This window comes from Pedobacter sp. G11 (assembly GCF_003860265.1).
GTDB classification, from domain to species: domain Bacteria; phylum Bacteroidota; class Bacteroidia; order Sphingobacteriales; family Sphingobacteriaceae; genus Pedobacter; species Pedobacter agri.
On sequence record NZ_CP034190.1, the window covers coordinates 4,588,801 to 4,601,683 of the forward strand.

Below are 12,883 nucleotides of genomic sequence, written 5' to 3' on the forward strand. Positions count from 1 at the left end.
TTATAACCTAAAACTTAAAACCTAATATGCAAACTACCAACCACCTATTAATGATTCGCCCTGTTGATTTTAAATTTAACGAGCAAACGGCAGGCAATAATAAATTTCAAGTCGCTTCAACCGAAAGCGACGTGCAAAGCCAGGCACTAAAAGAATTTGATGGCTTTGTGGAGTTATTAAGGCAAAACGATATCGATGTTACGGTAGTGGATGACACTTTGCAACCTGAAACGCCAGATTCTATCTTTCCAAATAACTGGGTTTCCTTTCATGAAGATGGATCAATTTACCTCTACCCTATGTTTTCTGAAAACCGCAGACTGGAGCGCAGGAAGGAAATACTGGAAGGTTTAAGAGATAAGTTCGAGGTAAACCATGTGAGCGATTTAAGTTTTTATGAAATGCAATATGCTTTTCTGGAAGGAACAGGCAGTATGGTTTTGGATCGTGTTAATAAAATAGCTTATGCCTGTTTGAGTGTTCGTACAGATGAGGAAGTATTGCAAAATTTTTGCATGCTTACAGGATATGAGCCCATTTCTTTTCAAGCGGTTGATGGCACAAACTTCCCAATATACCATACCAATGTGATGATGTGTATTGGCGATCGCTTTGCAGTGATTTGTTTAGATTCCATTCCCGATCAGGAGGAAAAATTAGCGGTGACGATGAGCTTAACCAGCTCAGGAAAAGAGATTATCGAAATAACTTTAGATCAGATGAATCATTTTGCCGGCAATATGTTGCAAGTCGCAAACCAAAGCGGGGAAAGCTTGTTGGTGATGTCGGAACAAGCGTATTTATCCTTAACAACAGATCAAATCAGTTCGATGGAAAATTATGCCAGGATTATTTATGCTCCAATTTATACCATTGAAAAAAATGGTGGCGGCAGTGCAAGATGTATGCTGGCTGAAATCCATTTACCAGAGAGGTAGTGTATGCTGTAAACAATCCTACTAAATCGCTGACCCCACGTCATGCCGGGTCTGGAAGCAATCCTCATGCGAATGTAGTTAAACTCGTAGTGTCAGATTGCTTCGTTCCTCGCAATGATAAAGTGTTCAAATTTATTCCGATAAGTTTTGTTACTTTCGCCGACAAATCTAACATCAATATGTCTTTAGCACAAGAATTAAAAACACGTTCCGGCAACAAATGCGAATTATGTACTTCAGAAAATAATTTATCTGTTTACGAAGTGCCGCCTACAAGCAATGCGAATAGTGACAATAGTATTTTAGTTTGTAAAACCTGCTTAGACCAAATTGAAAAAACCGAACAACTTGATGCCAGTCATTGGAGAATATTAACGGAAACCATGTGGTCGGAATTTGCGCCCGTACAAGTAGTGGCCTGGAGAATGTTAAGCAGATTGCGACACGAGGGCTGGGCAGCAGATGGTTTAGATATTTTATATTTAGATGATGATACTTTAGAATGGGCGAAAAAAACCGGAGACCATGAAGCTGATGGAACAGTAGAATTTCATCAAGATAGCAACGGAACACGCTTATACGAGGGTGATACAGTGGTTTTAGTAAAAACTTTAGATGTTAAGGGTTCTACACTGAGTGCCAAGTTAGGTACAGTAGTTAAAAATATTCGCTTAGTTCATGATAATACCGAACAAATCGAAGGCAAAGTTGAGGGACAAACCATTGTGATTTTGACCAAATACTTAAGAAAAGGCTAGCCATTCGTCATTGCGAGGCACGAAGCAATCTATTTACAACTGAGATTGCTTCGTGCCTCGCAATGACGAACAACTTATTACCACACCGGTGGTGCATAAAAATTCTGTAAATTCTCACAATCGTAACCGAATTTAGTTAATAAAGATACGGCATCGCCAATCTTATCTATACTCGAGTCTATTCTCAATATCTTATCTGAATCGGATAGATCTACACTCCAGGTTGCGCCAGAAAGCAAGTTATTTAAGTGATTCGCAATTTTATTGAGTTCCACTCCTGTCTGAATATTGGTTTTAAAAATAGAGATCATAACGTATTTCAACAATTTGTAAAGGTTTTGTTAAGGAAGACGGATGAACTTTAAAATTACTTTAGAAAAAATAAATAAAATTTTAATTAATTGATTTTCTGAACATTAAAAATCAATCCATGTCAATATGTAACGTTTAAACAGTTTAGATCGTTTTGGTAAAACACTAACCTTCAGGATATGAAATCTAAAATAATCTCTCTAAAACAAATCAATTTAAGCATCTTTATTATTGCGTTTTTATTGGTTCTGAGCGCCTGCAAGAAGGACCAGTTAACTATTGATCAGGAAAAGAGATTCTCGGAAGTAGATTTTAAATTCGATCCTTCATTTCCATTTAATGGCGGCTGGGGATTAACGCTTAAACCTGATGGCGTAGCCGATATTGCACCTGGAGGAGATATTTCCTATCGCGGCACCTACAAAATCAGTGGTAAAAATATAACGGTAAGTACCGACCAAACCAAATTCAGATTTGAAATCTTATCAGATACTGAAATCAAAGAAAAACAGTATGGCACACGACTAAGGTTGGAGCCGTAATAGTAGCAAAAGCTTAATTGTATTAAACCAGATCGGAGTGAACACGAAACCCGATTCTTGATCGGGTAAGTAAAACGGAGAGCGGGACTGACTTTGCGATGAAACACAGGTTTAGCTTTACAATTCTAAAAATTGGCCTGAAAATTTAAAGAAATTCACGCCTTAACACAGGTAAAATCTACATTATTCTTTGCGATAAACGCGTAACACAACTATCAACTGAACTTGCTGTAAAAAATTATCTAAACTCATCTATCCAAACATTGTTTAGAGAGGTAATGCGGAAATATTTTGTGCAAAACTAAAGCGTTTGCATACAGTAAAAATATTTTCAATAAAGATTAATTCTCGATTTAAAATTACATTTTTGCAAAAATTATTTAAAAGTAAATGCAGAGTTACTCAGAATTTCTCGATCTAAGCGTTGGCTTTCCACAAGAGGGCTTTGATGTGATAGATGATGAATTATATTTTCAGGATTTAAACCTGATGGAAATGATTGAAACTTACGGTACTCCCCTACGTTTCACATACTTGCCTCTGGTAAGTAAGAAGATTCAGCAGGCGAAGATTCTTTTCCAGACTGCCATTTTAAAGAACAACTATCGTGGTGATTACAAGTATTGCTACTGCACCAAAAGTTCGCATTTCCGCCATATTGTAGAGGAAGCTTTAAAGAACAATATCCACCTGGAAACTTCTTCGGCTTTTGACATGCCTATGGTTGACGCTTTAGAGAAAAAAGGGCATTTAACAAAGGATACTACCATTATTTGCAACGGTTTTAAAACCTACCAATATAAACAATATATTATTGATATGTTGCACGATGGTTATAAAAACATCATTCCGGTATTGGATAATAAAGAGGAATTTAACCTTTTTGATGATGAAGTAGATATCGATACGCCATGTAATTTAGGGATCCGTATTGCGGCCGAGGAACAACCTGATTCGCAATTTTACACTTCGCGTTTGGGTGTGCGTATGGAAGATATTATTGATTTTTACAACAATAAAATTGTTCATAACCCGAACTTCCGCGTAAAGTTGTTGCACTTCTTTATCAATTCAGGGATTACCGATTCGCCGTATTACTGGAATGAGTTAGAGAAATATGTAACGCTATATTGCAAGTTTAAAAAGATCAATCCTGATTTAGATACTTTGGATATTGGTGGCGGTATGCCATTTAAAGACTCGTTGGTTTTTGATTTCGATTACGAATACATGGTAAACGAAATTGTAAAACGGATTAAAGAAATTTGTGCCATCCACGATGTAATGGAACCAGATATCATTACTGAATTTGGTAAATATACCGTGGCTGAAGCATCAGGAATTTTATACAAAGTACTCGGCAGAAAGCAGCAAAATGACCGTGAGCGCTGGTTAATGTTAGATGGTTCTTTCATCACTAACTTACCCGATGTTTGGGCTTTGAACCAAAAATATATTCTATTGCCAATTAACAATTGGGATGCAGAATACGAGCGGGTGAATTTAGGTGGTATTACTTGCGATGGTCAGGATTATTACAACCAGGAAGCGCATATGAATAGTGTGTTTATGCCTAAAACACGTAAGGTACAGTATTTAGGTTTCTTCCACACTGGTGCTTATCAGGAAGTTTTAAGTGGATACGGTGGTATTCATCATTGCCTATTACCAAGTCCGAAGCATGTTTTAATCCGTAGAAACCGCGATGAAAGCTTTAATTTTGAGGTTTTTGGAGAAGAGCAGAATAGTAAGCAGGTTTTGAAGATACTGGGTTATTAACCCTTTAATCCCCTAAAGGGGACTTTAATTTTCACTAAGAGCGCTGAGTATTTTACTTTGCGCTCTTTTTTGTTTTCGGGCCGTAATTGCGAGGCACGAAGCAATCTTAAAGCGCTCTTAGGAAATAAAAGGCTATCGAATAATAGATTGCTTCGTGCCTCGCAATGACGAAAAATTATAGTTTCTTTGCTAACTTAGCGGTTAGTTAAAAAACTCCATATGCAATTCGGTAAAGTAGACGACCCATCAATTATAGATTTCACACTTCCTGCTGATGCTCCTGAAACAGCAGCAATCCTCAAGGCAAATAAACCACATCAGGATTTTAAAGCTTTTGTTGGTTGCGCCAAATGGAATAAAGCTGATTTAAAGGGCTTTTATCCGAAAGGAACAAAAGATGAGTTAACTTACTACTCCACACAATTTAATTCGATTGAATTAAACGCAACTTTCTACGGAATGCCTAGCAGTGAACAGGTAATTACCTGGACAGAAAAAACACCTGCAGATTTCAAATTTTTCCCTAAATTGACCAATACCATTAGCCACTTTAAAAGGCTAATAAATGTTAAGGAACCGGTTGAGCAATATTGCGATGCGATCAGTAATTTTGAAGATAAACTAGGCATGGCTTTTCTTCAATTACATGACAACTTTAAGCCAAAGGACTTTGACAGACTGAAAACAGTAATTCAGGAATTCCCTAAAGTGATTCCTTTAGGTGTAGAAGTTCGGAATGGCGAGTGGTTTTCAAATGCAACAATTGCTGCTGAATTTGAAAAATTATTTCAGGATAACGGTATTACGAATATCATTGTAGATACGGCTGGCCGAAGAGACATGTTGCACATGCGATTGACAACGCCTACCGCGTTTGTTCGTTATGTTGGTGCCAATCACGAAAGCGATTACTCCAGATTGGATGAGTGGGTAGAGCGAATTACCCAATGGAAAGCAGACGGTTTACAAAACTTATATTTCTTTGTTCACCAGAATGTAGAATTGGCCTCTCCGTTACTTTCTGCTTATTTTATAGAAAAACTTAATAAAGCCACCGGGACAGATTTAAAAATTCCGGTAATGGGAAATGGTAATACGCCTGGACCAACTTTGTTTTAGATAATTGCTGTCTTTCTGAGCTTGTCGAATAATTCATAATGGTATTTCGACAAGCTCAATATGACAACCCTCAAAACTTAATTTCTTGTTAGAATTGTTTCAATTGCCTTTGTTTCTTCCTCTCCAGGCATAATATTATAGGCTGTAAATACAATTTCATCACCATTAATAATTTCAAGTTCGGTACGCCAACCAAATAACTGATCACCGTATTCAGGGTTTCCATAACTACCTAAAATTGAAAAACCCTTTTCAGTCGCCGCTCCGCTTGCCTGCATAATTTGCGTACCCATATGGAAATTATCTATCCAGCTAAACGTAAATTTCTGGTAAGGGATATCAAAGCCAATTATCATTTTTCCAATAAGTGGCTTAACTTCTAAACTGCTTTGGTAATCATAAGAAATGAAACGGCCATCTAAAATCGAAGTAATTTCTGCTTCTGTCAGAACTTCATCAACTAAAACATCTTTTTCAAACCAGGTTTTAGTTGTTCCTTTCCAATTGCCAACAATCTTTTTAATCCTATAGTGAGCACCATCTTCTAAAGATTGCTCAAACTTGCTTTTTGCCATACACAAACTTAAAATAAAATCTCCTTGAAAACTGGAAATTGACAACTGGAAATTAATTTACTATCTTGTTTCATGCTAAAGACGCTAGATCTCAGTCAGGTAATTGTGTTGGATATTGAAACTGTTCCTCAATATCCATCTTTCGAAGATGTGCCTCCTCATTTACAGGAATTATGGGAACAGAAAACTCAGTTCCAGAGAAAGCCCGAGCAAACTGCTAATGAGTTTTATGAACGGGCAGGTATTTTAGCTGAATTCGGTAAAATTATCTGCATCAGTCTCGGAATTTTTAGCTACAATAATAAAACTTACTCCTTAAGGCTGAAATCTTTTTATGATGAGGATGAAAAGAAAATTCTGGAGCAATTTTGTTATTTATTAAGTAAACAACCACAAAAATTAATCTTCTGTGCGCATAACGGAAAGGAATTTGATTTCCCATATATCTGTCGTAGATTATTGATTAATGGCTTAGAAATTCCATCACAGCTCGATATCTCAGGCAAAAAACCATGGGAAGTGAATCATATAGATACGATGGAGATGTGGAAATTCGGTGATCACAAACATTATACTTCGTTGAATTTATTGGCCTGTAGTCTGAATATTTCAACACCGAAAGATGATATTGATGGAAGTCAGGTAAGGCAGGTTTATTATGAAGAAAAAAATCTGGAACGAATTGTTACCTATTGTCAAAAAGATGTGATTACGACAGCCCAGGTTTTATTAAAATTCAAAGGGATGGATATAATTTCAGCAGAAAACATTACCATTGTATCCTGATGCTGAACGTTGACAACCTAAATATCGATTTCTATAACCAGGATGAAAAAACCTGGTTCAAAGCTGTAAAAACCATCAGTTTTAACGTAAAAAAAGGAACAGTTCTCGGTATTGTTGGAGAGTCAGGCTCTGGTAAATCGGTGACGTCTTTTTCGATTATGCGTTTGCATGATGAGCGTTCAGCTAAAATTACTGGCGATATTGATTTTGAAAACATCAGTATGCTTAATTTAAGCGCAAATGAAATTCGTCAAATCAGGGGAAATCAAATTTCTATGATTTTCCAGGAACCCATGACTTCTCTTAATCCCGTTTTTACCTGTGGCGAACAGGTTGCTGAGGCCATTATTCTCCATCAAAAAGTAAATAAAGAAGTTGCCAAAAGCAGGACAATTGAACTGTTTAATGAAGTGCAGCTTCCACGACCGGAGAAAATATTTGACAGCTACCCACATCAAATTTCTGGCGGACAAAAGCAACGGGTGATGATTGCCATGGCGTTAAGCTGCAATCCAAAACTTCTTATTGCTGATGAACCGACCACTGCGTTAGATGTTACGGTTCAGAAAACAATTCTTCAATTACTTTTAAAATTGAAAGAAGAGCGAGAAATGGCCATGATTTTTATTTCTCATGATTTGGGCGTGGTTAATGAAATTGCTGATGAAGTTGCCGTAATGTACAAAGGCGAAATTGTAGAGCAGGGTCCGGCGAAAACCATCTTCGAAAATCCTCAACATCCTTATACAAAAGGATTATTGGCTTGTCGCCCATCGCCTCGTTTACAATTAAAAAAACTACCTGTTGTTGCCGATTTTTTGACCGGGAAGATTGATGATGCGAATGCGCATTTGCAAGCATCAAATCAATTAACTGACGAGGAAATCACTTCTCGAAGAACCCTACTTTATGCGCAACAACCTTTGCTCAAAGTGAAAGATCTTTGCACCTGGTATCCTATTCATAACGGACTGTTTGGCAAAACTACCGACTATGTTAAAGCAGTAGATCAAATTAATTTTGAAGTTTTTCCTGGAGAAACTTTGGGTTTAGTTGGAGAATCTGGCTGTGGTAAAACTACCCTTGGCCGAACCATTTTACGATTAATACAACCAACATCAGGCAATATTATTTTTAACGGACAAGACATTACAAACATCAGCAGAACGGAACTGAGAAAATTGAGGAAAGATATTCAAATCGTTTTTCAGGATCCCTACGCCTCCTTAAATCCAAAATTGAGTATCGGGCAATCTATTTTAGAACCGCTACAAGTGCATAAAATTTTAAATAATGATGCGGAACGAAAGCAAAAGGTTCTCACATTGTTAAATAAGGTTGGATTAAAGGAAGAACACTTCAATCGCTATCCTCACGAGTTTAGTGGTGGCCAGAGACAACGCGTTGTTATAGCTAGAGCTTTAGCATTAGAGCCCAAATTCATCATCTGTGACGAATCTGTTTCTGCTTTGGATGTTTCTGTTCAGGCACAAGTACTAAATCTAATTAAAGATCTGCAACGTGAATTTGGCTTAACGTACATTTTTATTTCTCACGATTTGGCAGTGGTAAAACATATCTCTGATCGTATTTTGGTCATGAACAAGGGCAAAATTGAAGAAGAGGGATTTCCCGAACAAATTTTTTATGCGCCAAAGGCCGCTTATACAAAGAAATTAATTGAGGCCATTCCTGGTTCCTGATGGAAGATTGATAATGAATGACGTATAAGTTCCCGCATACGTTTATATTTTATCAACATCTTTTTTTCCATCAACCATCTTCCCTATTACAACTTCCATTCTTCATCTCTTTGCGTCAGCTATCAACCATTTTCCATTCCCATCTTTCCTTCCTTTGCATCTTTTCTGTATCTTCGGTAAATTCAGTTTTAGCATATGGCAAAGAAGAAATCGGGTAATATAAAATTGGTTCTGAATCAATTGGTTAGTGATGTATTTGAAAAAAATAATAATCAGCTTCTCAATTATAAACAGGTTTCGGCCAAATTAAATCTGAATGATCAGGAATCGAGAGAGACCATTTTAGAGATATTAAAAGATGGAAAAGGAGCTGGAATTTATCTTGAACCCGAAAAAGGGAAATTTAAATTAAAAGAACTTCAAAACTTCATAATTGGTACGGTTGATATGACCGCAGATGGTTCAGCTTACATCGTTCCGGAAGATGAATTTGAAAAAGATGTTTTTGTTGCGCCAAAGAAACTAAAAAATGCCTTGCATGGCGATACCGTTAAGGCTTATGTTTTTGCCAAAAAAAGCGGTCGAAAGAACGATGGCGAAGTTGTTGAAATCATTAAAAGAGCCAAGTCAGATTTTACCGGCGTAATCAAAATATCCGATCGCTTTGCTTTTGTTATCGCTGATGATAAGAAAATGATGCACGATATTTTTGTGCCATTGGCTGATACCTTGGATGCAAAAAATGGACAACGGGTTTTGGTAACCTTATCTGATTGGCCAGAAAGTGCTAAAAATCCAATAGGTATTGTAAAACACGTATTGGGTAACCAAGGTGAAAATAATACCGAAATGAACGCCATTCTGGCGCAATATGGTTTTCCTTTAGAGTTTCCGCCACAAGTGGAAAAAGAAGCCAATGCCATTCCGGAAGAAATACCGGCAGATGAAATTGCCAAGCGTAAAGATTTTAGAAACGTACTCACTTTTACCATCGATCCGGCCGATGCCAAGGATTTTGACGACGCGATCTCTTATCAAAAACTCCCAAATGGGAACCATGAAATTGGTGTTCACATTGCCGATGTTTCACATTATGTAATCCAGGGAACTGACTTAGATAAAGAAGCATACAGCCGGGCTACATCAGTCTATTTAGTCGACAGAGTCATCCCGATGTTGCCAGAGCGTTTGAGCAATGGTGTTTGTTCACTTCGTCCGAATGAAGATAAATTATGTTTTGCTGCTGTTTTTGAGTTGGATGAACAAGCCAATATTCAATCTGAATGGTATGGCAGAACAGTGATTCATTCCGACAGAAGATTTAGCTATGAGGAAGCCCAGGAAGTAATCGAAAATAAAGAAGGCGATTACGCAACAGAAATATTAAAATTAAACGAGCTGGCTTACATCCTCCGCGATCGTAAGTTTAAAAATGGCGCCATCAGTTTCGAAAGTACGGAGGTTAAATTTAAACTTGATGAATCAGGCAAACCCATTGGTGTTTATGTAAAGGAACGTAAAGATGCCCACAAGCTGATTGAAGATTATATGCTTCTGGCCAATCGTAAAGTGGCAGAGTTTGTGGCAAAAAAACAAAAAGGAGAAAAGAAACTCACATTCGTTTACCGTGTTCACGATTCTCCAAATATGGAAACACTGAACACTTTCGCCACGTTCGCTTCACGCTTTGGTTATAAAATCAACACCAAATCAGATAAAGAAATTGCAAAATCGCTAAATCATTTAATGGCTGATGTTGAAGGCAAGAAAGAACAGAATATTTTAACCTCTTTGGCCATTCGTTCAATGGCAAAAGCAATATATTCCACAAAAAAAACCAGTCACTATGGTTTAGCTTTTGAGTATTATACCCATTTTACCTCTCCTATTCGCCGCTACCCTGATGTGATGACACATAGATTATTGCAAACCTATTTAGATGGGGGCAAATCTGCTGATGCAGAATTTTACGAAGTGGCTTGTGCGCATTCTTCCGCTATGGAAAAACGTGCTGCTGACGCCGAAAGGGCATCCATTAAATACAAACAGGCGGAGTATCTGGAAGAAAATATTGGTACCGAATACAAGGGTATTATCTCTGGCGTTACTGAATGGGGCATGTATGTAGAGATTGAAGAAAATAAATGTGAAGGCATGATTCGTCTTCGTGATATTTCAGATGATTTTTACGTACTGGATGAAAAAAACTACTGCATTGTAGGACAAAGAAAAAAGAAAAAATATCAACTTGGTGATGAGGTAATGATCCGTGTAAAGAAAGTTGATCTTTCTAAACGCCAGATAGATTTTACGCTTATTCCTGATTAAAAATTAAGACATTTGTGCCAATTAAAACACAATGTTTACGCAAAGCATGCATACTACAGAACAATTACAACAAATTCTAGATACAGCAATACAAAATTTAAAGTTCCCCGATCAGCCTAAACAGCTTTACGATCCGATAACTTATATTATCAATCTGGGTGGCAAACGTGTTCGTCCGCTATTGGTTTTAATGGCTACCGAACTTTTCGGCAAAGATGCAAATGATTCCATTCATGCCGCAATGGCCATTGAAGTGTTCCACAATTTTACATTGGTGCATGATGACATTATGGATAATGCACCGCTACGTAGAGGCAAAGCTACCGTTCACGAAAAATGGAGTACCAATACGGCTATTTTAAGTGGCGATGTGATGATGGTTGAGGCCAATAAGAACCTTGCGAAGGTAAACCCAGTTTTTCTTAAAGATGTACTGGATACTTTTAACGCAACTGCTCAAGGCGTTTGTGAAGGGCAACAGCTCGATATGGAATTCGAAAGTCGTGATGATGTGAGTATTGAAGAATATATCAATATGATCAGGCTAAAAACCGCTGTACTCTTGGGCGGCGCCTTAAAACTGGGTGCAATCATTGCGGGTGCTTCAGAGAAAGACGCTGATTTAATTTACCAATTTGGCGAAAACATTGGCATCGCTTTTCAGTTACAAGATGATATTTTAGATGTTTATGCAGACCCGGAAAAGTTTGGCAAACAGGTTGGTGGAGACATTATTGCCAACAAGAAAACATTCTTACTTTTAAAAGCTTTTGAACTGGCAGAAGGTGATATCAAAGAATCGCTGGATACCTGGACCAGCTACAAAGATTTCGACACCAAAGAAAAGGTTGAAACTGTAAGATCTGTTTATGATACGCTTGATGTGCAGAATATTGCTAAAGAGAGCATGAATAAATATCTGGACAAAGCGCTAAACGTATTTGCGCAAATTAATGTAAGCGATGAACAAAAAAGCAGTTTGTTAACGCTTACCAATCAATTAATGGCCAGAGAATATTAAATTTTTAAATTCTTATCGCAAGCTGCAAACGAGCGTTGCAAAAATTAGTGCAACAAATTGCTTCGTACCTCGCAACTCTGATATATAAAAATGAAGCCAATGCTTGTGCATTGGCTTCATTTTTTATTGATAAGTCATAAAATAAGTTGACTCACTAGCTAACCTACTATGGAAAACAAAAAAGTCCTGATTTTCATCAGGACTTTTCGAATATCGGTTGATACTAATTATTCTGCAGCTGCAGCTTCTTCAGTAGCTTCGTCTTTTTTAACAGCTTTTTTTGCTGGCGCTTTTTTAGCTGGTGCTTCTGCAGCAACTTCCTTAGCTTCAGTTGCTTTTTGAGCAGCTGGTTTTTTAACTAATGCAGCTTCGATTTCAGCATCAGAAATAGGAAGAACAGATACATAAGATTTGTTATCTTGTTTCTTTCTGAAAACTACTGTACCATCAATCAAAGCAAATAATGTATGGTCTTTTCCTAAACCAACATTTTTATCTGGATGGTGTTTTGTACCACGTTGACGTACTAAAATGTTTCCAGCGATAGCTAACTGACCACCGAAAATTTTAATACCTAAACGCTTACTATGCGATTCACGTCCGTTTTTCGAACTACCGGCTCCTTTTTTGTGTGCCATGATTTTATATTTTGTAACTCGCTAAAGCGAATTATTGGGTTAACAATTAATTATAACGTGATATCAGAGATCTGAATCTTTGTGAAAAACTGGCGGTGACCATTTTTCTTTTTGTAACCTTTTCTACGTTTTTTGTGGAAAACGATTACTTTATCACCTTTTAAATGAGATACGATAGTAGCTGAAACTTTAGCACCTTTAACCGCAGGAGCTCCTACAGTGATTGCACCACCATTATCAACCAACAATACATTATCAAATTCAATACTAGCGCCTTCATCTCCTTGCAATCTGTGTACAAAAAGGTGCTGGTCTTTAGCAACTTTAAATTGCTGCCCTGCTATATTTACTATTGCGTACATTGTTTAAATATTAGTTTTTTAA

Annotated in this window: 13 protein-coding genes; 9 read left to right on the plus strand and 4 right to left on the minus strand. The window is 37.3% G+C overall.

Annotated elements, in window-relative coordinates; genetic code table 11:
- Positions 1–26 precede the first annotated feature (26 nt).
- On the plus strand, positions 27–938 hold the full coding sequence (gene ctlX, locus EA772_RS19670) for a citrulline utilization hydrolase CtlX (RefSeq protein WP_124914641.1): 912 nt from the start codon (positions 27–29) through the stop codon (positions 936–938).
- Positions 938–1,696 (plus strand): PhnA domain-containing protein, encoded by a 759-nt coding sequence (locus tag EA772_RS19675; RefSeq protein WP_246833998.1) that lies wholly within the window; start codon positions 938–940, stop codon positions 1,694–1,696. The genes ctlX and EA772_RS19675 overlap by 1 nt, the downstream gene beginning before the upstream one ends.
- 77 nt (positions 1,697–1,773) lie before the next feature.
- On the opposite strand, the gene EA772_RS19680 is transcribed toward EA772_RS19675, so the two are convergent.
- Positions 1,774–2,022 carry a hypothetical protein gene (locus EA772_RS19680; RefSeq protein WP_124914643.1) on the minus strand — a complete coding sequence of 83 codons (249 nt, stop codon included), beginning with the start codon at positions 2,020–2,022 and terminating at the stop codon, positions 1,774–1,776.
- Positions 2,023–2,187: 165 nt separating this feature from the next.
- On the opposite strand from EA772_RS19680, the gene EA772_RS19685 reads away from it, so the two are divergent.
- The 3 genes from EA772_RS19685 (at position 2,188) to EA772_RS19695 (ending at position 5,448) form a co-directional block, all read left to right on the plus strand.
- On the plus strand, positions 2,188–2,550 hold the full coding sequence (locus EA772_RS19685; RefSeq protein WP_124914644.1) for a hypothetical protein: 363 nt from the start codon (positions 2,188–2,190) through the stop codon (positions 2,548–2,550).
- Between the two features lie 390 nt (positions 2,551–2,940).
- The gene (locus tag EA772_RS19690) at positions 2,941–4,329 is read left to right on the plus strand and encodes an arginine decarboxylase (protein WP_010601206.1); all 1,389 of its coding nucleotides are present in this window, start codon (positions 2,941–2,943) and stop codon (positions 4,327–4,329) included.
- Between the two features lie 219 nt (positions 4,330–4,548).
- Positions 4,549–5,448 (plus strand): DUF72 domain-containing protein, encoded by a 900-nt coding sequence (locus EA772_RS19695; protein ID WP_124914645.1) that lies wholly within the window; start codon positions 4,549–4,551, stop codon positions 5,446–5,448.
- Positions 5,449–5,525: 77 nt separating this feature from the next.
- Here the strand turns inward: EA772_RS19695 and EA772_RS19700 are convergent, their stop codons facing one another.
- Positions 5,526–6,023, minus strand: coding sequence for a DUF1579 family protein (locus EA772_RS19700; protein ID WP_124914646.1), 498 nt, complete (start codon positions 6,021–6,023; stop codon positions 5,526–5,528).
- 72 nt (positions 6,024–6,095) lie between these two features.
- Between EA772_RS19700 and EA772_RS19705 the strand changes: the two genes are divergently transcribed.
- From EA772_RS19705 to EA772_RS19720, 4 genes are all read left to right on the plus strand, one after another.
- Positions 6,096–6,809: a 3'-5' exonuclease gene (locus EA772_RS19705; RefSeq protein WP_124914647.1), complete on the plus strand. Its 714-nt coding sequence runs from the start codon at positions 6,096–6,098 to the stop codon at positions 6,807–6,809.
- The gene (locus EA772_RS19710) at positions 6,809–8,512 is read left to right on the plus strand and encodes an ABC transporter ATP-binding protein (protein ID WP_124914648.1); all 1,704 of its coding nucleotides are present in this window, start codon (positions 6,809–6,811) and stop codon (positions 8,510–8,512) included. The genes EA772_RS19705 and EA772_RS19710 overlap by 1 nt, the downstream gene beginning before the upstream one ends.
- Before the next feature lie 195 nt (positions 8,513–8,707).
- A complete protein-coding gene (rnr, locus tag EA772_RS19715) occupies positions 8,708–10,840 on the plus strand; it encodes a ribonuclease R (protein ID WP_124914649.1) in 2,133 nt (710 codons plus the stop codon).
- A gap of 31 nt (positions 10,841–10,871) precedes the next feature.
- Entirely contained in the window at positions 10,872–11,861 is a 990-nt protein-coding gene (locus EA772_RS19720) for a polyprenyl synthetase family protein (protein ID WP_116167920.1), read from the plus strand.
- 227 nt (positions 11,862–12,088) lie between these two features.
- On the opposite strand, the gene rpmA is transcribed toward EA772_RS19720, so the two are convergent.
- Both rpmA and rplU read right to left on the minus strand, forming a co-directional pair.
- The gene (rpmA, locus tag EA772_RS19725) at positions 12,089–12,499 is read right to left on the minus strand and encodes a 50S ribosomal protein L27 (RefSeq protein WP_010601214.1); all 411 of its coding nucleotides are present in this window, start codon (positions 12,497–12,499) and stop codon (positions 12,089–12,091) included.
- A gap of 50 nt (positions 12,500–12,549) precedes the next feature.
- On the minus strand, positions 12,550–12,861 hold the full coding sequence (gene rplU, locus EA772_RS19730; RefSeq protein WP_010601215.1) for a 50S ribosomal protein L21: 312 nt from the start codon (positions 12,859–12,861) through the stop codon (positions 12,550–12,552).
- Positions 12,862–12,883: the final 22 nt, after the last annotated feature.

Excerpts from the sequence above, each read along its gene's own strand:
- ctlX (WP_124914641.1), top strand. The coding sequence starts at position 27 with ATGCAAACTACCAACCACCTATTAATGATTCGCCCTGTTGATTTTAAA.
- EA772_RS19685 (WP_124914644.1), top strand. The coding sequence starts at position 2,188 with ATGAAATCTAAAATAATCTCTCTAAAACAAATCAATTTAAGCATCTTT.
- EA772_RS19690 (WP_010601206.1), top strand. The coding sequence starts at position 2,941 with ATGCAGAGTTACTCAGAATTTCTCGATCTAAGCGTTGGCTTTCCACAA.
- EA772_RS19695 (WP_124914645.1), top strand. The coding sequence starts at position 4,549 with ATGCAATTCGGTAAAGTAGACGACCCATCAATTATAGATTTCACACTT.
- EA772_RS19700 (WP_124914646.1), bottom strand. The coding sequence starts at position 6,023 with ATGGCAAAAAGCAAGTTTGAGCAATCTTTAGAAGATGGTGCTCACTAT.
- EA772_RS19705 (WP_124914647.1), top strand. The coding sequence starts at position 6,096 with ATGCTAAAGACGCTAGATCTCAGTCAGGTAATTGTGTTGGATATTGAA.
- EA772_RS19710 (WP_124914648.1), top strand. The coding sequence starts at position 6,809 with ATGCTGAACGTTGACAACCTAAATATCGATTTCTATAACCAGGATGAA.
- rnr (WP_124914649.1), top strand. The coding sequence starts at position 8,708 with ATGGCAAAGAAGAAATCGGGTAATATAAAATTGGTTCTGAATCAATTG.
- EA772_RS19720 (WP_116167920.1), top strand. The coding sequence starts at position 10,872 with ATGTTTACGCAAAGCATGCATACTACAGAACAATTACAACAAATTCTA.
- rpmA (WP_010601214.1), bottom strand. The coding sequence starts at position 12,499 with ATGGCACACAAAAAAGGAGCCGGTAGTTCGAAAAACGGACGTGAATCG.
- rplU (WP_010601215.1), bottom strand. The coding sequence starts at position 12,861 with ATGTACGCAATAGTAAATATAGCAGGGCAGCAATTTAAAGTTGCTAAA.